At 64.6% G+C, this 16,031-nt stretch carries 18 protein-coding genes; 14 read left to right on the forward strand and 4 right to left on the reverse strand.

The annotated features are described in order from the left end of the window. Nucleotides 1-53 precede the first annotated feature (53 nt). Together IVA87_RS33490 and hemB are read right to left on the reverse strand one after the other, a co-directional pair. The gene (locus IVA87_RS33490) at nt 54-590 is read right to left on the reverse strand and encodes an RDD family protein (protein ID WP_247299631.1); all 537 of its coding nucleotides are present in this window, start codon (nt 588-590) and stop codon (nt 54-56) included. Nucleotides 591-806: 216 nt separating this feature from the next. Then, entirely contained in the window at nt 807-1,871 is a 1,065-nt protein-coding gene (gene hemB / locus IVA87_RS33495) for a porphobilinogen synthase (RefSeq protein ID WP_247299629.1), read from the reverse strand. 123 nt (nt 1,872-1,994) lie between these two features. On the opposite strand from hemB, the gene IVA87_RS33500 reads away from it, so the two are divergent. From IVA87_RS33500 to IVA87_RS33555, 12 genes are all read left to right on the forward strand, one after another. Next, the gene (locus IVA87_RS33500) at nt 1,995-2,492 is read left to right on the forward strand and encodes a DUF6163 family protein (protein WP_247299628.1); all 498 of its coding nucleotides are present in this window, start codon (nt 1,995-1,997) and stop codon (nt 2,490-2,492) included. Between the two features lie 542 nt (nt 2,493-3,034). Continuing rightward, complete coding sequence (locus IVA87_RS33505; RefSeq protein ID WP_247337340.1) at nt 3,035-3,553, forward strand: MarR family winged helix-turn-helix transcriptional regulator; 519 nt, start codon at nt 3,035-3,037, stop codon at nt 3,551-3,553. Between the two features lie 197 nt (nt 3,554-3,750). Further along, nucleotides 3,751-3,987: a hypothetical protein gene (locus IVA87_RS33510; RefSeq protein WP_247337342.1), complete on the forward strand. Its 237-nt coding sequence runs from the start codon at nt 3,751-3,753 to the stop codon at nt 3,985-3,987. A gap of 37 nt (nt 3,988-4,024) precedes the next feature. After that, a complete protein-coding gene (locus IVA87_RS33515; protein WP_028144414.1) occupies nt 4,025-4,246 on the forward strand; it encodes a hypothetical protein in 222 nt (73 codons plus the stop codon). A gap of 265 nt (nt 4,247-4,511) precedes the next feature. Continuing rightward, nucleotides 4,512-5,810, forward strand: coding sequence for a serine hydroxymethyltransferase (gene glyA, locus IVA87_RS33520; RefSeq protein WP_247337344.1), 1,299 nt, complete (start codon nt 4,512-4,514; stop codon nt 5,808-5,810). Nucleotides 5,811-5,825: 15 nt separating this feature from the next. Continuing rightward, the gene (gene nrdR, locus IVA87_RS33525; protein WP_011087793.1) at nt 5,826-6,308 is read left to right on the forward strand and encodes a transcriptional regulator NrdR; all 483 of its coding nucleotides are present in this window, start codon (nt 5,826-5,828) and stop codon (nt 6,306-6,308) included. Continuing rightward, the gene (ribD, locus tag IVA87_RS33530) at nt 6,305-7,453 is read left to right on the forward strand and encodes a bifunctional diaminohydroxyphosphoribosylaminopyrimidine deaminase/5-amino-6-(5-phosphoribosylamino)uracil reductase RibD (protein ID WP_247337345.1); all 1,149 of its coding nucleotides are present in this window, start codon (nt 6,305-6,307) and stop codon (nt 7,451-7,453) included. The genes nrdR and ribD overlap by 4 nt, the downstream gene beginning before the upstream one ends. Continuing rightward, nucleotides 7,453-8,064 carry a riboflavin synthase gene (locus IVA87_RS33535; protein ID WP_247299622.1) on the forward strand — a complete coding sequence of 204 codons (612 nt, stop codon included), beginning with the start codon at nt 7,453-7,455 and terminating at the stop codon, nt 8,062-8,064. The genes ribD and IVA87_RS33535 overlap by 1 nt, the downstream gene beginning before the upstream one ends. Before the next feature lie 154 nt (nt 8,065-8,218). Continuing rightward, on the forward strand, nt 8,219-8,710 hold the full coding sequence (ribH, locus tag IVA87_RS33540) for a 6,7-dimethyl-8-ribityllumazine synthase (RefSeq protein ID WP_247299620.1): 492 nt from the start codon (nt 8,219-8,221) through the stop codon (nt 8,708-8,710). 3 nt (nt 8,711-8,713) lie between these two features. After that, nucleotides 8,714-9,211: a transcription antitermination factor NusB gene (gene nusB, locus IVA87_RS33545; protein WP_027548253.1), complete on the forward strand. Its 498-nt coding sequence runs from the start codon at nt 8,714-8,716 to the stop codon at nt 9,209-9,211. Nucleotides 9,212-9,413: 202 nt separating this feature from the next. After that, the gene (thiL, locus tag IVA87_RS33550; protein ID WP_247337348.1) at nt 9,414-10,412 is read left to right on the forward strand and encodes a thiamine-phosphate kinase; all 999 of its coding nucleotides are present in this window, start codon (nt 9,414-9,416) and stop codon (nt 10,410-10,412) included. A gap of 233 nt (nt 10,413-10,645) precedes the next feature. Continuing rightward, nucleotides 10,646-12,766, forward strand: a complete 2,121-nt coding sequence (locus IVA87_RS33555; RefSeq protein WP_247299616.1) for a sodium-translocating pyrophosphatase — start codon at nt 10,646-10,648, stop codon at nt 12,764-12,766. A gap of 149 nt (nt 12,767-12,915) precedes the next feature. Here IVA87_RS33555 and IVA87_RS33560 read toward each other — a convergent pair whose 3' ends face one another. Both IVA87_RS33560 and IVA87_RS33565 read right to left on the reverse strand, forming a co-directional pair. Then, nucleotides 12,916-13,917, reverse strand: coding sequence for a tripartite tricarboxylate transporter substrate binding protein (locus tag IVA87_RS33560; RefSeq protein ID WP_247299614.1), 1,002 nt, complete (start codon nt 13,915-13,917; stop codon nt 12,916-12,918). Nucleotides 13,918-14,104: 187 nt separating this feature from the next. Continuing rightward, on the reverse strand, nt 14,105-14,590 hold the full coding sequence (locus IVA87_RS33565; protein WP_247299612.1) for an outer membrane protein assembly factor BamE: 486 nt from the start codon (nt 14,588-14,590) through the stop codon (nt 14,105-14,107). Between the two features lie 98 nt (nt 14,591-14,688). On the opposite strand from IVA87_RS33565, the gene IVA87_RS33570 reads away from it, so the two are divergent. Together IVA87_RS33570 and IVA87_RS33575 are read left to right on the forward strand one after the other, a co-directional pair. Continuing rightward, a complete protein-coding gene (locus IVA87_RS33570) occupies nt 14,689-15,240 on the forward strand; it encodes a ubiquinol-cytochrome C chaperone family protein (protein WP_247337349.1) in 552 nt (183 codons plus the stop codon). Further along, nucleotides 15,237-15,806 carry a DUF177 domain-containing protein gene (locus IVA87_RS33575; protein WP_247299607.1) on the forward strand — a complete coding sequence of 190 codons (570 nt, stop codon included), beginning with the start codon at nt 15,237-15,239 and terminating at the stop codon, nt 15,804-15,806. Before IVA87_RS33570 ends, IVA87_RS33575 begins: the two co-directional genes overlap by 4 nt. Nucleotides 15,807-16,031 lie beyond the last annotated feature (225 nt).

A 16,031-nucleotide genomic window follows, 5' to 3' on the forward strand; every position in this document is an offset into this window, starting at 1 on the left:
GCTCGGCAGATCAGATCAGTCAGCTTAGAAGATCCGGGTTGATAGGTCCTTGATCAGAACGTCCTTGCGGCCTGGGGCGCGGGTACGCGGACCGAATTGTTGATCACGACCGTTCCCAAGACGAAATCATGCAGCAGGCGACGGCGGCCGTTGAACAGGCCGACCAGCACCACGAAGGGCGACAGGAACGAGACCATCACCCAGAACAGCACCGCATGGGTGGCGCCGAGCACGAAGTAGCCGGGCGCGCCGTACCAGGTGCGCAGTTCCAGATCCATCAGGCGCATGCCCACCGTCGCGGAGGAAGGGCCGCCGATGCTCGCGCCGTAATAGATGATGGCCCAGACCACCGAGGCCGGCCAGGCGATCCAGAACAGCGCCCAACCGATGCCGAGCGTGACCACACCGAACAAGGCGATGAAGATATAGCCGAGGATCACCGGCACCGAGATCACGACCATGTCGACCAGGAAGGCGAACACCCGCCGCGTCGCAACACCGCGGAACAGCTCCGGATGCAGATAGGGATCGTAGGCGTGCGGCTGCAGGCCGCCGTTGCGCCAGGCGCCTGAATTGCCCGAGTCCGACATGTCCGTTCTCCCAGCGAACCCCCGTGGCAGGACATGGGAACAGGGCGTTCGCATGCCAAGGGCGCGCTGGGATCAACAAGCGAAAATATTCTGGCAATTCGGCGGCGGAGCGGCGCGGCGGGGATGCGCCGGCGCGACGCCTCCATCGTCGTCCTCGCGAAGACCAGGACAGGTGGCCGGCCTTCGCCGCGACGACATCGAAGAGGCGGTGGGCGTTTATGACCCCTGCGCCCGCAGCTTCTCCGCGACTTTCGGCGCAAAGTAGCTCAGCACACCGTCGGCGCCGGCGCGCTTGAAGGCGAGCAGGCTTTCCATCATCGCGCGCTCGCCGTCGAGCCAGCCGTTATTGGCCGCGGCCGCGATCATCGCGTATTCGCCGGAGACCTGGTAGGCGAAGGTCGGCATCGCAAAAGTATCCTTCACACGGCGGACCACGTCCAGATAAGGCATGCCGGGCTTCACCATCACCATGTCGGCGCCCTCGGTGATGTCGAGCTCGACCTCGCGCAGTGCTTCGTCGGTATTGGCGCTGTCCATCTGGTAGGTGCGCTTGTCGCCGATGAGCGTCTTGGCCGAGCCGATGGCGTCGCGGAACGGGCCATAGAAGGCGGAAGCGTATTTGGCCGCATAGGCCATGATCTGCACGTCGAGCAGGCCTGAGCGGTCGAGCCCCTCGCGGATCGCGGCGACGCGGCCGTCCATCATGTCCGAAGGCGCGATGATGTCGCACCCGGCTTCGGCCTGCACCAGGGCCTGGCGCACCAGCACCGCGACCGTCTCGTCATTCAAGATCTTGCCGTCGGAGATCAGGCCGTCATGGCCATGACTGGTGAAGGGATCGAGCGCGACGTCGCAGAGAATGCCGAGCTCCGGAAACTCCTTCTTGATCGCGCGCACAGCTTGGCAGACCAGATTGTTCGGGTTGGTCGCTTCCGATCCTTCCTCGTCGCGTAAGGACGGGTCGGTATAGGGAAACAGCGCGATACAGGGGATGGTGAGCTTCATGGCGCGCTCGGCCTCGCGCACCGCCTGGTCGACGCTGAGGCGGTCGACGCCGGGCATCGAGGCAACGGGCTCGCGCTTGTCGTTGCCGTCGATCAGGAACAGCGGCCAGATCAGATCATCCGTGGTGACGACATTCTCGCGCACCAGGCGCCGGGCCCACTCGGCCTTGCGGTTGCGGCGCGGACGGACGGTCAGATCGAGGGCAGGGGAGGCGCTGGCGCCATCCCGGCGCGAAACCTCGCGCAATTCGATCGGACGTCCGTATTTGATCGCCATCACTCTTCCTCCGGCTGGAATTATTCTTATACCAGCTCGCATGGTTCCCGTCACCGCGGCTTGACCTGCCGCAAGGGATGGCAGCCGATTGATTTTGCGGGGCGAAGCAGCCAGAAGGGGGCCATGTCCGAGATCTCCACACGCGATGCGGCCCGCGACAGCGCCCGGGACAATGCCAGAGACAGCGCCAGGGATAGCGCGTTGTCGGTGGCGGCGATCTCGTCGGAGCGCTCTGCGTCCGATGACAATGTCTGGACGCGCCGGCTCGTGCTGTTCCTGCGTGTGATGGCGCTGCTCTCGATCCTGAAGGGTCTCTATCACTGGGCGCAAGTGACGGGTTTCGTCGGCGGCGAGGACGAGGCTTTCGAGAACCAGGCGATGGCTTGGCAGGCCGCAACCGTCTACTTCGCCGTGATCGAGCTCGTCGCAGCAGTTGGTCTCTGGCTGGCGACGCCCTGGGGCGCCGTGGTGTGGCTGACGACCGTAGTGTCGATGGCGGTGATCGAGCTGATGTTTCCCGGCATCTACGGCGGCAGCCTGGTCGTGGTCGGTGTCGAAGCGTTCATGCTCGCCGCCTATCTCGCGCTGGCCTGGATGGCTGCGCGGGAACGACCGCCGTAGCAGCGTTTCTCGACGCGATCAAAGATGCTCGCGTGCCCCGGACGCAATGCGGCGCGCCCCTGGCGATGCGAAGCATCGTCCAGTGCGGCGTGATGCGTTGCAGAGCCGGGGCCCATCTCACCGCAATTTCGCGCCTGCTGGGTCCCGGATCTGCGCTTCGCTTGTCCGGGACACAAAGCGGAGCTCGCGCAGTTGTGCGCGTTTGGTTGACCGTTGGTTGCCTAAAATTTGCGGTAAGTTTTCGTTGACCAGCGTTGTTCCGCCACAGCTGTTACGCCCGCGTTTCGAAACGGGGCGGGGCTGTGCTGGAATGCGACAAGGGGGGCGGACGGAGGGTGAACAGGACCTTGCGAGGGTCAACAGAGTGTTGCGAAAAGTGCTTGTAGCACAGGCTTAATCCGCAATTCACTGTCTTTAATTCATGATCTCTTTATTCTCTTATTTAAGCCGTTCTTCAAACGAGCCCCTTAAGTTGCACCTATCAGGCGGGACACAAGTTTCGTCGAATAAGTGTCGATAAAAACGACAACAGGGGAAGTGTCATGATGAAAGCCGTCGCAACTGCGGCAGATACCGCAGAGCGCGTCTCCGGCCAGCAGGGTTCGGTGCAGTCGCTCTATCTGGAAGCTTTGACTCTGGTGGAGCGGCTGCATCGCCGGCTCCTCGACGTGATCAAGGACGAGTTCGATCGCCGCGGCCGTGCGGACATCAATTCGGTCCAGGCGCTCTTGCTCTACAACATCGGTGACAAGGAGCTGACCGCGGGCGAGTTGCGCACGCGCGGTTACTATCTCGGCTCCAACGTCTCCTACAATCTGAAGAAGCTCGTCGAGCTCGGTTTCCTCGATCATCAGCGCTCGCGCGTTGATCGCCGCTCGGTGCGCATCCGCCTGACCCCGCAGGGCCAGGAAATCCGCCGCATCGTCGATGCGCTCTACCAGAAGCACGTCAAGACAGTGGAGCAGGTCGGCGGCATCTCGGGCGAGGAATTCTCGACCCTCAACAAGTCGCTGCACCGTCTCGAGCGGTTCTGGACCGACCAGATCCTGTATCGGCTCTGAGTTCCAAGGGAGGCCAAGCCGGCCCCAAACAAGACCGGCAAGCCGCCCGAACGTGCCTCAACTTCCCCAAAGAGCGCCGGCCCGGATTTCGTCCGGGACCGGTGCGTTTTACTTTTTGCGGTGCGAAAAAAAATGTCTGGTTGTGAGGAACCAGTTCCGGGCTCGGCGCTTATCTCCTTCGGATCGGAGAAACGTCGATGCTGGTCGAGCGTGGGCTTCAGGCGCTGAACGTGGAACTTGTGAGCGAAGCCTACGCGATTGCGGCCAACTACCTTCGCCGCTCCGGCGCGATCCCACATTCCCTCGTCACCGACGAGCGCCTACTCGGGATCATCGTCAAGCTGCTCCAGCAGGGCGAATTCAACAAGATCAGGCTCGCCAACAAGGCGATCACCGGGTTTGAGATGCAGTCCGAGGCTCGAGCGGTTGCCTGATCAAAACTCCCAAAATTCGAGAGAACCAGAGGGTGCCATGGAAGCCGCCATCGACCGCATCATGCAGACCTATGACCTGCTCGCCAACCGCACCGCGGCGGCAAGCGAGGAGGCACGGGCCAAGGTCACGAACTATCTCACTACCTTGATGGAGGCCGGCGAGAAGGACCCCCACCGCTTGACGGTCTGCGGCCTGACTTATCTGCGGCAGCTCGACGGCAGCGTGGACCCCGTGAAAGCGGGGTATACCGGGCTTTAAAACCGCGCCGGCTGGGGCCGCCGGCCGTTGGGCGAGGTGCGGTCCAAAGTGGTTCTGTCCGGACATTCGCGGAAGGCGCGGTTCTATGAAACCGCTCCAATGCCGAGAACCTCCAATCCCCACCATATCTTGCACAAATCTCAGGCCGGACCCGCAAATGCTTGGCCGGGAGCGGGCAATGTGGTAGATCGCGCATGCTTCCGACCGCCACACCAGACCCGCCCGTAGCCCGCCAAAAGGCTGCGGCGGTGGAGATATTCGCAAGATGACCTCAGCCAAAACCGCTTCCGCGCCCGATTCGTTTTTCACCGCCTCGCTCGAGGAGGCCGACCCGGACATCGCCGCCGCCATCAAGGGCGAGCTCGGCCGGCAGCGCCATGAGGTCGAGCTGATCGCCTCCGAGAACATCGTCAGCCGGGCCGTGCTGGAAGCGCAGGGTTCGGTGATGACCAACAAATATGCGGAAGGCTATCCGGGCGCGCGCTACTACGGCGGTTGTGAGTGGGTCGACGTCGCCGAGAACCTTGCGATCGATCGCGCCAAGAAGCTGTTCGGCGCCAACTTTGCCAACGTGCAACCGAACTCCGGCAGCCAGATGAATCAGGCGGTGTTCCTGGCGCTGCTCCAGCCGGGCGACACCTTCATGGGTCTTGATCTTGCGGCCGGCGGCCATCTCACCCACGGCTCGCCCGTCAACATGAGCGGCAAGTGGTTCAAGGCCGCGCACTACACCGTGCGCCGCGAGGACCAGATCATCGACATGGACGCGGTCGCCAAGCAGGCCGAAGAGGTCAAGCCGAAGCTGATCGTCGCGGGCGGCTCGGCCTATTCTCGCGCCTGGGACTTCAAGCGTTTCCGCGAGATCGCCGATAGCGTCGGCGCGTATCTGCTGGTCGACATGGCTCACTTCGCCGGGCTCGTCGCCGGCGGCGTGCACGCCTCGCCGGTGCCCTATGCCCACGTCACCACCACCACGACGCACAAATCGCTGCGCGGTCCGCGTGGCGGCCTGATGCTCTGGAACGACGAGACGCTGACCAAGAAGCTAAACGGGGCGATTTTCCCGGGCCTGCAGGGAGGTCCCCTGATGCATGTGATCGCGGCGAAGGCGGTCGCCTTCGGCGAAGCGCTGCGTCCGGACTTCAAGGTCTACGCCAAGAACGTCGTCGAGAATGCCAAGGCGCTGGCCGAGGCGATGAAGAGCCATGGGTTCGATATTGTCTCGGGCGGCACCGACAACCATCTGATGCTCGTTGACCTCAGGCCGAAGGGCCTGAAGGGCAACGTCTCGGAGAAGGCGCTGGTCCGCGCCGCCATCACCTGCAACAAGAACGGCATTCCGTTCGATCCCGAAAAGCCGTTCGTCACCTCCGGCCTCCGCCTCGGCACTCCGGCCGCGACCACCCGCGGTTTCGGTGTCGCCGAATTCCAGCAGGTCGGCGGCATGATCGCCGAAGTGCTCAACGCGATCGCACAATCCGACGACGGCAAGGCGCCGCTCGTGGAAGCGGCGATCAAGGAACGGGTCAAGGCGCTCACCGACCGGTTCCCGATCTACCAGTAAGGTCAAGGTACACGGATGCGCTGCCCGAACTGCAACAGTCTCGATACGCAGGTAAAGGACTCGCGTCCGACCGAGGATTCGTCCGTCATCCGCAGGCGGCGCGTGTGCGTCGCCTGCAATTTCCGCTTCACCACCTTCGAGCGCGTGCAGCTGCGCGAGCTCACGGTGATCAAGCGCAACGGCCGCCGCGTGCCGTTCGACCGCGACAAGCTGATGCGCTCGGTGCAGATCTCGCTGCGCAAGCGGCAGGTCGAGCCGGAGCGGGTGGAGAAGATGGTCTCCACCATCGTGCGCGAGCTCGAGACCGGCGGTGAGGCGGAGATCTCCTCCGAGGTGATCGGCGAGACCGTGATGGAGCATCTGCGCACGCTCGACGACGTCGCCTATGTGCGCTTTGCTTCCGTCTACCGCAATTTCCGCGAGGCCAAGGATTTCGCCGACGTGCTCGGCGAGCTCTCCGGTGAGGAGGAAGCGCGGCTCGCCGCGATCCGCAAATGATCTTCCGCATCCTGGAAGATCAGTTGGCGCAGAAGGCCCGTGAGGGCAAGGATGCCGATCTCCGCTTCATGCAGCTCGCGCTGGCGCTTGGGCGCCGCGGGCAGGGCCGCACCTGGCCTAATCCGGCCGTCGGCGCGGTCATCGTCAAGGACGGCGTGATCGTCGGTCGCGGCTGGACACAGCCTGGCGGGCGGCCGCATGGCGAGCCCGAAGCCTTGCGGCGGGCAGGCGAAGCGGCGCGCGGCGCCACGCTCTATGTCACGCTGGAGCCGTGCTCGCATTTCGGCAAGTCGCCGCCTTGCGCCGATGCGGTGATCGCCGCCGGGATCGAGCGGGTCGTAGCGGCGATCGAGGATCCCAATCCTGAAGTCGCCGGCCAGGGTCATGCGCGCTTGCGGGCAGCCGGCATAATGGTGGACGTCGGTCTGTGCGCGGCAGAGGCTGCGTTCGATCACGCCGGGCATTTCCGTCGCATCCGGGACAAGCGTCCTCACGTGATCCTGAAGCTTGCGGTCTCGCCTGACGACAAGATCGGCGCGGCCGGCGGCAAGCCGGTCGCGATCACCGGCGAGGCGGTGCGCAATCGCGTGCATCTCTTGCGCGCTCAGAGCGATGCCATCCTGGTCGGCATCGGCACGGTGCTGGCGGACGATCCGATGCTCACCTGCCGCCTGCCGGGCATGGGGGCGCGCTCGCCGGTGCGGGTCGTGCTCGATCAGAACCTGCGCATTCCCGGCGCGAGCAAGCTTGTCCGCACTGCGCGAGAAACACCGCTCTGGGTGGTGAGTTCTGAACTCGCCGAAGCCGCAGCCGCCACACGGCTTGGCGCGGCCGGTGCGCAAATGTTGCGTGTGCCGTCGGTCGGTGCATCAGGACTCGATCTCACGGCCGTGCTGCATGCGCTGGCCGAGAAAGGCATCACGCGGCTGATGGTCGAAGGCGGCAGCCGTGTCGCCGCGTCCTTCGTCGCGGCCGACCTCGTCGACGAAATCTGGCTGTTCCGCGGCACGGAAGAGGTGGGCTCTGGCGGCGTCGATGCGCTCGATGCATTGCCCCTGTCGAAAATCACGCAGTCGCGGGCCTACAAGGTTCATGCTAGCGAGACATTCGACAAGGATACTCTCACCGTTTACGAGCGCTCGTAATGTTCACTGGCATTGTCACCGATATTGGCGAGATCGTCAGTTTCACGCCGACGGCGCAGGGGCAGCTGCACCGTCTGCGCATCGCCTGCAATTATGATCGCGCCACCATCGCCGATGGCGCCTCGATCGCCTGCAACGGCGTCTGCCTCACCGTGGTCGCCTCCGGCGTTCAAGCGGACAAGACGTGGTTCGAGGTCGATGCCGCCGCCGAGACGCTGGCGCTGACGACCGCAAAACACTGGAAGGTCGGCACACGGCTGAACCTCGAGCGGGCGCTGAAGATCGGCGACGAGCTCGGCGGTCATATTGTCGCCGGCCATGCCGACGGTGTCGCGACGCTTCTCAGCCGCGAGGACCTGCCCGAGATGGCGCGGTTCGAGCTCTCGACGACGCGCGAGCTGGCGCGCTTCATCGCCACCAAGGGCTCGATCACGCTCGACGGCGTCTCGCTGACCGTCAATACAGTGAAGGACGTGACCTTTTCGGTGCTTATCATCCCGCACACGCTGACGGTGACGACGATCGGCGGCTGGAAAGCGGGGGACGAGGTCAATATCGAGGTCGATCTGATGGCTCGCTACGCGGCGCGGCTGACGGAAATGACGGCGTAGCCGTCATTCCGGGGCGATGCGTTAGCATCGAACCCGGAATCTCGAGATTCCGGGTTCGGCTCTTCGAGCCGCCCGGAATGACCATGTCTTTAGAACTTGGCTTACCTGCTTCCGGCGACTACATAGCGCCGACCCTTTCGAAACGGATTGAACGATGGCAGACGCGCGGCGCGCACCCCTGAAAGACCAGACCGACATTTCCGGCGCCCGCGCGCTGATTGTCGAAGCGCGGTTCTATGACGATCTCCAGGACGCGCTTCTCGACGGCGCAATCGCCGAGCTGAAGGCGGCCGGCCTGACGCATGAGGTCATCACGGTTCCCGGCGCGCTGGAAATTCCGGCGGCGGTCGCCATCGCGGTCGACGCGGCTGCGGCGAACGGCAAGCCCTATGACGCAGTGATCGCGCTCGGCTGCGTCATCCGCGGCGACACCATTCATTTCGAGATCGTCTCGCAGGAATCCTCGCGCGCGCTGATGGATCTTGCCGTGGCGCGAAAGCTGCCGCTCGGCAACGGCATTCTCACCGTCAACACCGAAGCGCAGGCCTGGGCGCGGGCACGCGCCAGCGAGCTCAACAAAGGCGGCGATGCCGCACGTGCCGCGCTTGTGATGCTGCGCATCAAACGCCGTCTGGCGCAGGCCTGAGCCATGGCCGACAACAACAAAAAGCCGGCGGGTGCTCCGGAGAAGAAGGCGAACCGCCGCGGCGCGGCGCGGCTCGCCGCCGTCCAGGCGCTCTACCAGATGGACATCGCCGGTGCGGGCATCAACGACATTTTTGCGGAGTTCGAGAGCCACTGGCTCGGCAACGAGGTCGAGGGCGATACGTACCTTCCGGCGGAGGCCGCCTTCTTCCGCGACGTCGTTTCCGGCGTCGTGCGCGACCAGAAGAAGCTCGATCCGCTGATCGACGAGGCGCTGTCGAAGGGCTGGCCCCTGAAGCGGATCGAGGCGATCCTGCGTGCAGTGCTGCGGGCCGGGGCCTATGAGCTCCAGCACCGCAAGGACGTCCCGGGCCGCGTCGTGGTCTCTGAATATGTCGACGTCGCCAACGCTTTCGTCGACCGCGAGGAGACCGGCATGGTCAACGCAGTCCTCGACCAGATCGGCCGCCAGTTTCGCGGTGACGAGTTCGGGCGTGGGTAGCGATACCCTGGGGTGATGAAGTGATGCGGTATGATTGCCCCATACATCGCCATCATCACCCGCGAAGGCGGGTGATCCAATACGGCGGGGCCTATCGATGTCGCCCGAGCTCTCTGGAATACCGGATCGCCCAGTCGCTTTTTTGGAGACGCGCTTCGCGCCTTTGCCGGGGCGATGACAGAGAGGAGTGAGGCTGGCGCCGATGGCAGACACGCAAAATCTCTCTGGCGAAGACTCCCTCATCGCGCGCTATTTCAAGCCGCTGGCGATCGATCCCGGCGCGTTCGGCCTAGTCGACGATGCCGCGATCCTGAGATCGGCTGGCGAGGACATCGTCGTCACCACCGATGCGGTAGTGGAGGGCGTGCATTATCTTGCCGCTGATCCGCCTGACACCATCGCGCGCAAGGCGCTGCGGGTGAACCTGTCCGATCTCGCGGCCAAGGGCGCGGTCCCAGCCGGATTCGTGCTGACGCTGGCATTGCGCAACGGGGAGGATGCCTGGCTGCGGCCGTTTGCGGATGCGCTCGGCGAGGACGCCAAGAGCTTCGCGTGCCCGCTGCTCGGCGGCGATACGGTGTCGACGCCGGGACCGCAGATGATCTCGATCACTGCCTTCGGCCGCGTCCCGCAAGGACGAATGGTCGGTCGCATCGGCGCCCGGCCGGGCGACCGCATTCTGGTGACGGGGACGATCGGCGATGCCGCGCTCGGCCTCCACGTGCTCACCGGCGGCGCTGCGGCCGGCGCGCTGACATCCGATCCCGCCGCGCGGGATTTTCTGGTCTCGCGCTATCGCGTGCCGCGGCCGCGCAATGCGCTGGCGCAGGCCGTGCGCGATCACGCAAGCGCCGCGATGGATGTCTCCGACGGGCTCGCGGGCGATCTCGCCAAGCTTTGCGCAGCATCCGGTGTCTCGGCCACGGTCGACGTCGCGAACATACCGCTATCGGCTGCGGCAGCAGGCCTGGTCGCGCGCAAGGCTGTTGGCGTCGAGACGCTACTGGCCGGTGGCGACGATTACGAGGTGCTGTGCACCGTCCCGCCGGCGCAAAGCGATGCGCTGATCGCCTCGGGGCGGGCGGCTGGCCTTGCCGTCACGGCGATCGGCACGATTGTTGCGGGCCAAGAGCCGCCGCGCTTCCTTGATGGGCAGGGGCAGGAATTGACTTTGAAGCGCCTTTCGTACAGCCATTTCTAGGAATCGCTCCAAGCCAGCGCCAGACGCTCAGGGCCCGGCCTAAATACCTGCCGAGATCGGCTGTTTCGGCCTTATCCGGCGTTGCACCCTCAATTTGATTTTGGCAAGCTCGCAACCGACTGGGGCCGCCCCTTCGGGCAAGGGGCGGCTTTGTTCAAAATCAAGGCGCCGCACCGCACGACGGACAACAAAAGGCGCCGGGGGTACATCAAGGATCTGAGGCAAAAAATCACATGACAGCATTATGGTTGATAGTACTCTGCGGAGTGCTTTCCGTCGTCTACGCGATTTGGGCGACGTCTTCGGTGTTGAGCGCGGATGCGGGGTCGCCGCGCATGCAGGAGATCGCAGGAGCGGTGCGCGAAGGTGCACAGGCGTATCTGCGGCGCCAGTACACCACGATCGGTCTCGTCGGCATCGTCATCTTCGTGCTGCTTGCCTATTTCCTTGGGGTTTATGTCGCGATCGGTTTTGCCATCGGCGCCATCCTGTCGGGGGCGGCCGGCTTCATCGGCATGAACGTCTCGGTCCGCGCCAATGTGCGCACTGCTCAGGCCGCGACGACCTCGCTCGCGGGCGGCCTGGAGCTCGCCTTCAAAGCAGGCGCCATCACTGGCCTTCTGGTCGCCGGTCTCGCCCTGCTGGGCGTCACACTCTATTTCGCCTTCCTGGTCCACTCGCTTAAGCTCGCGCCCGACAGCCGTCTCGTCGTCGACGCCCTGGTGGCGCTCGGCTTCGGCGCCTCGCTGATCTCGATCTTCGCCCGTCTTGGCGGCGGTATCTTCACCAAGGGGGCGGACGTCGGCGGCGACCTCGTCGGCAAGGTCGAGGCCGGCATCCCCGAGGATGACCCGCGCAACCCCGCCACGATCGCCGACAATGTCGGCGACAATGTCGGCGACTGTGCCGGCATGGCCGCTGACCTGTTCGAGACCTATGCGGTGACCGCCGTCGCCACCATGGTCCTGGCGGCGATCTTCTTCGCCAAGACGCCGATCCTCGCCAACATGATGACGCTGCCGCTCGCGATCGGCGGCATCTGCATCATCACCTCGATCATCGGCACCTTCTTCGTGAAGCTCGGGCCGAGCCAGTCGATCATGGGCGCGCTCTACAAGGGCCTGATCGCGACCGGCATCCTGTCCCTGATAGGCATCGCGCTGGTGATCTACTACTTGATCGGCTTCGGCAAGCTCGACGGCGTCGACTACACCGGCACAGCTCTGTTCGAATGCGGCGTGGTCGGCCTCGTCGTCACGGCGCTGATCATCTGGATCACCGAATACTACACCGGCACCGACTATCGACCGGTGAAGTCGATTGCCCAGGCTTCGGTGACCGGTCACGGCACCAACGTGATCCAGGGCCTCGCCGTCTCGATGGAAGCGACCGCGCTGCCCGCGATCGTCATCATCGCCGGCATCCTGGTCACCTACAGCCTCGCTGGGCTGTTCGGCATCGCGATCGCGACTGCCACCATGCTGGCGCTGGCCGGCATGATCGTCGCGCTCGACGCATTCGGTCCGGTCACCGACAATGCCGGTGGCATTGCCGAGATGGCGGGCCTGCCGAAGGAGGTGCGCAAGTCGACCGACGCGCTCGACGCGGTCGGCAACACCACCAAGGCGGTGACGAAGGGCTACGCGATCGGCTCGGCCGGACTCGGTGCGCTGGTGCTGTTCGCGGCCTACAACCAGGACCTCAAGTTCTTCGTTGCCGACTCCGCGCGCCATCCCTACTTCGCAGGCGTCAATCCGGACTTCTCGCTCAACAATCCCTACGTGGTGGTGGGCCTGTTGTTCGGCGGCCTCTTGCCGTATCTGTTCGGCGCGATGGGCATGACGGCCGTCGGCCGTGCTGCCGGCGCGATCGTGGAAGAGGTGCGCCGTCAGTTCCGCGAGAAGCCCGGCATCATGCAGGGCACTGACAAACCGGACTACGGCAAGGCGGTGGATCTGCTCACGAAAGCGGCGATCAAGGAGATGATCATCCCCTCGCTGCTGCCGGTGCTGTCGCCCATTGTCGTCTACTTCCTGATCTACGCGATCGCGGGTGGAGGTGCGGCCGGCAAGTCAGCGGCGTTCTCGGCGGTGGGCGCGATGCTGCTCGGCGTAATCGTGACGGGCCTGTTCGTCGCGATCTCCATGACCTCGGGCGGCGGCGCCTGGGACAACGCCAAGAAGTACATCGAGGACGGCCATTTCGGCGGCAAAGGTAGTGATGCCCACAAGTCGGCGGTGACCGGCGACACCGTCGGCGATCCCTACAAGGACACCGCCGGCCCCGCGGTGAACCCGATGATCAAGATCACGAACATCGTGGCCTTGCTGCTGCTGGCGATCTTGGCGCATTGAGCGGCGGAAGTGGAACGAGACAAAACCCCGCGGCGCGAGCCGCGGGGTTTTCTTTCTCATTGTCATTCCGGGGCGGTCCGCAGACCGAACCCGGAATCTCGAGATTCCGGGTTCGGCTCGTTGGAGCCGCCCCGGAATGACGCTGTGCGTTACTGCACGTCCATCTGCAGGCCTTCCTTCTGGATGATCGCGGCGAACTTCTTTGTCTCGGCATCCACGAAGGCGGCGAAGTGCTGCGGCGTGCCGTAGTCGGCGCGGGCGCCCATGGCGGCGATCTGCTTCTTGATGTCGTCGCGCTCCAGCATCGCCTTCACTTGGAGATTGAGCGCTTCGAGCACGGGCGCGGGGACGCCCTTCGGCAGGAAGACGGCGAACCAGGAGGACACGTCGAAGTTCGCCAGCTCCGGCGCGCTCTCGCGCATGGTCGGCAGATTCGGCGCGAGCTCGCTACGCTCGGTCGTGGTGACGCAGAGGCCGTTGAGCGTGCCGTTCTGCACCTGCGGCAGGCTCGGATAGAGATTGTCGAACAGGATCTGGATGTCGCCCGCGAGCGCGGCCTGGAGTGCGGGGCCGGCGCCGCGGAACGGGATGTGGGTCATCTTCAACCCGGTGAGCTGAAGGAACCAGGCGCCGGTGAGGTGAGGGCTCTGGCCGACGCCTGAGGAGGCGTAGCTGAGCTTGTCCGGATTGGCCTTCAGGTACGCGATCAGCTCGGGAATCGATGTGATGCCGGTCTTCGGATGCGCCGAGACGATGTTCGGAATCCGGATCATGTTGGAGACCGGCTGGAGCTGCTCCGGCTTGTAGGTGAGGTTCTTGAAAATGCTGTAGGCGATCGCGTTCGGCCCCGGATTGCCGATCAGGATGGTGTGACCATCGGGCTTGGCGCGGACCACCTCGGCTGTGCCAATGGTGCCGCCACCGCCCGAGCGGTTCTCCACGACCGCCGACTGGCCCCAGGCAGTCTGCAGATGCGCGGCGAGGAGCCTGCCCATGACGTCGGTCGAGCCGCCAGCCGCCGCCGGCACGATGAGGCGAACGTTCTCGGTGGGCTTCCAGTCGGCCAGGCTCGATCGCGGCAGGATTGCTGCGGCCGAGAGGCCGGCAGCGCCAGCGAGCACACGACGACGGGACAAAAAAGTCTTGGGCACGAGTCCACTCCCTGCTTCTCGTTTTGCAGCGAGCGTAGGGAACCCGACGTGCGACGGCAAGTCGCACGAAACGGCACGACGCCGCAGGCTCGAGCCCATTCCGGTGCAATCGGAACGGGCTCCAGATTCTTCATGCGCTTTCTTTACGCGAACCGGTATCCACTTGGCTCGAAAACGCCCTAAGGGCTCAGTTAAAGCTGAGCAGCTTGAACAGCGGGGTGAGGTAGCTCATCTCCTGACCCGAGGTCGCCGTGGTGCGGCTGATGAAGTCGAAGATCTTGCCGTCCTGAAGGCCGTAATTCGCCAGCCGGCGCACGCGCCGGTTCTTGTCGAAATAGATCGCGATCACGCGTTGGTCGACCACCTTCTGGTTCATGAAGGCGACGGGACGCTCGGAGCGCTGGGAGATGTAGTAGAACACCTCGCCGTCCAGGGTCGCGACGGTGGAGGGCGTGCCCATCACGATCAGCACCTGGTCCTGGCTCGCGCCAATCGGAATCTGCTCCAGTGCCCCAGGCGGCAGGATGTAGCCCTTCTGGAACTGCTCGCCGGTGCAACCCGCAAGCGCCGCGCTGACCAGGGTCGCGGCCGCGACTATGCGCAGGCCGCGCCAACATGCGTGAAGGCCGCGCCGCTGACTTGCGCGCTGGCTGGTCTGGTTCGTTATCGTCATTGCGGAACTGATTCCGTCCCCTTGCGTCGCGCGAGGCGCTGAAGTACCGGGCGGAGGCTCTGAATGCAACACGCGCGCGCCTGCTTGCGGACACCACAATGCTTTGGCCGTTCAATCACTTCAGGAAACCCCGGCTAGCCCCGCGGGGCACCATCGAGGCCATCTATGGCATGATCGTGACGCAGGCGCGAGAACCCATATTTTACCGTGACTTGGGCGTGCCGGACACGGTTAACGGGCGTTTCGACCTGTTGCTGCTGCATCTTTGGCTGCTGCTGCGCCGCCTGCGCACGGTCCAGGGCGCCCCCGAGCTGTCGCAGGCGCTGTTCGACCGCTTCTGCGAGGACATGGACGACAATCTCCGCGAGATGGGGGTGGGCGACCAGACCGTGCCGAAGCGGATGCGGGCTTTTGGCGAGGCCTTCTATGGCCGCGTCCAGGCCTATGACCAGGCCATGGAGGGCGGCGGCGAGGCGCTGGCATCGGCGATCTGCAAGAATATCTTGAACGGGACCGGCATCGATCAGGCGCAGAGGCTCGCGGCTTATGCCCGGGCCACAGAAGCCGATCTCGGCCGGACCGACGAGGCCGCGCTCTTGCGCGCGTCCTTCAAGTTTCCCCCAGCCCTCCCAGAGGATGTCACGCCATGAGCCGACCGACGACCGGATCCGAGCCCGATCCCTGGCGGGCGCCCGTCATCGTGGCGCAGGTCCCTGACACCGGCCTGCATCGCGTACTCGAGGCCTCGGCGGCCGAACGGCAGGCCATGGCCGAGCTCGCGGGCCTGCGGGAGATCCTGTCCGCTCATGCCAGCTTCGATGTGGTGCCGAGAAGCGGCGGGCGGATCCAGGTCACGGGGCTGGTCCGCGGCCGGATCGGCCAGACCTGCGTCGTCACGCTCGATCCGATCGAGACCGAGATCGAGGAGGAGGTGGACCTGATGTTCGCTCCCGAAGCCGAGGCGCGCCGGCTGGCCGACCTGATCGAGGAGGGACAGGACGACGAGGCGCTGCCTGCGGTCGCCGACCCGCCGGAGGCGATCGTCAATGGCATCATCGACCTTGGGCGTCTCGCCACTGACGCGCTGTTTCTGGCAATCGATCCCTATCCGCGCAAGGAGGGGGCCGTGTTCGAGGCGGACGTCACCGCCCTCGATCCCGAGGACCATCCCTTCGCAGCCCTGAAGGCCCTGCAGGACAGGAAAAAGGGCAAATAGCTTGGATTTGCGGCGGGACCGCTTCGGACCGGACACGAACCGTTTGCCGCGCTGGTTTGAAGAACGGTTTCATCCGTTTGATTTCAATGCGTTTCCGCCCTGATTTGTCGGTGCGCTCGCGGATCGTCCTGAATGCAAAAGGCTGGGGGCAAGAGGTTGTTTCGGGGGTACAAAACGCTATTGTCGCGGCCCGGTCCGGGTGCGGCGTGGCGCTCGGCCAACCGC

This window comes from Bradyrhizobium sp. 147, assembly GCF_023073935.1.
Classification (GTDB): domain Bacteria; phylum Pseudomonadota; class Alphaproteobacteria; order Rhizobiales; family Xanthobacteraceae; genus Bradyrhizobium.

What these genes read in the sequence shown, in the direction of transcription:
- IVA87_RS33490 (WP_247299631.1), bottom strand. Translation starts at nt 590, where the DNA reads ATGTCGGACTCGGGCAATTCAGGCGCCTGGCGCAACGGCGGCCTGCAG.
- hemB (WP_247299629.1), bottom strand. Translation starts at nt 1,871, where the DNA reads ATGGCGATCAAATACGGACGTCCGATCGAATTGCGCGAGGTTTCGCGC.
- IVA87_RS33500 (WP_247299628.1), top strand. Translation starts at nt 1,995, where the DNA reads ATGTCCGAGATCTCCACACGCGATGCGGCCCGCGACAGCGCCCGGGAC.
- IVA87_RS33505 (WP_247337340.1), top strand. Translation starts at nt 3,035, where the DNA reads ATGATGAAAGCCGTCGCAACTGCGGCAGATACCGCAGAGCGCGTCTCC.
- IVA87_RS33510 (WP_247337342.1), top strand. Translation starts at nt 3,751, where the DNA reads ATGCTGGTCGAGCGTGGGCTTCAGGCGCTGAACGTGGAACTTGTGAGC.
- IVA87_RS33515 (WP_028144414.1), top strand. Translation starts at nt 4,025, where the DNA reads ATGGAAGCCGCCATCGACCGCATCATGCAGACCTATGACCTGCTCGCC.
- glyA (WP_247337344.1), top strand. Translation starts at nt 4,512, where the DNA reads ATGACCTCAGCCAAAACCGCTTCCGCGCCCGATTCGTTTTTCACCGCC.
- nrdR (WP_011087793.1), top strand. Translation starts at nt 5,826, where the DNA reads ATGCGCTGCCCGAACTGCAACAGTCTCGATACGCAGGTAAAGGACTCG.
- ribD (WP_247337345.1), top strand. Translation starts at nt 6,305, where the DNA reads ATGATCTTCCGCATCCTGGAAGATCAGTTGGCGCAGAAGGCCCGTGAG.
- IVA87_RS33535 (WP_247299622.1), top strand. Translation starts at nt 7,453, where the DNA reads ATGTTCACTGGCATTGTCACCGATATTGGCGAGATCGTCAGTTTCACG.
- ribH (WP_247299620.1), top strand. Translation starts at nt 8,219, where the DNA reads ATGGCAGACGCGCGGCGCGCACCCCTGAAAGACCAGACCGACATTTCC.
- nusB (WP_027548253.1), top strand. Translation starts at nt 8,714, where the DNA reads ATGGCCGACAACAACAAAAAGCCGGCGGGTGCTCCGGAGAAGAAGGCG.
- thiL (WP_247337348.1), top strand. Translation starts at nt 9,414, where the DNA reads ATGGCAGACACGCAAAATCTCTCTGGCGAAGACTCCCTCATCGCGCGC.
- IVA87_RS33555 (WP_247299616.1), top strand. Translation starts at nt 10,646, where the DNA reads ATGACAGCATTATGGTTGATAGTACTCTGCGGAGTGCTTTCCGTCGTC.
- IVA87_RS33565 (WP_247299612.1), bottom strand. Translation starts at nt 14,590, where the DNA reads ATGACGATAACGAACCAGACCAGCCAGCGCGCAAGTCAGCGGCGCGGC.
- IVA87_RS33570 (WP_247337349.1), top strand. Translation starts at nt 14,689, where the DNA reads ATGCTTTGGCCGTTCAATCACTTCAGGAAACCCCGGCTAGCCCCGCGG.
- IVA87_RS33575 (WP_247299607.1), top strand. Translation starts at nt 15,237, where the DNA reads ATGAGCCGACCGACGACCGGATCCGAGCCCGATCCCTGGCGGGCGCCC.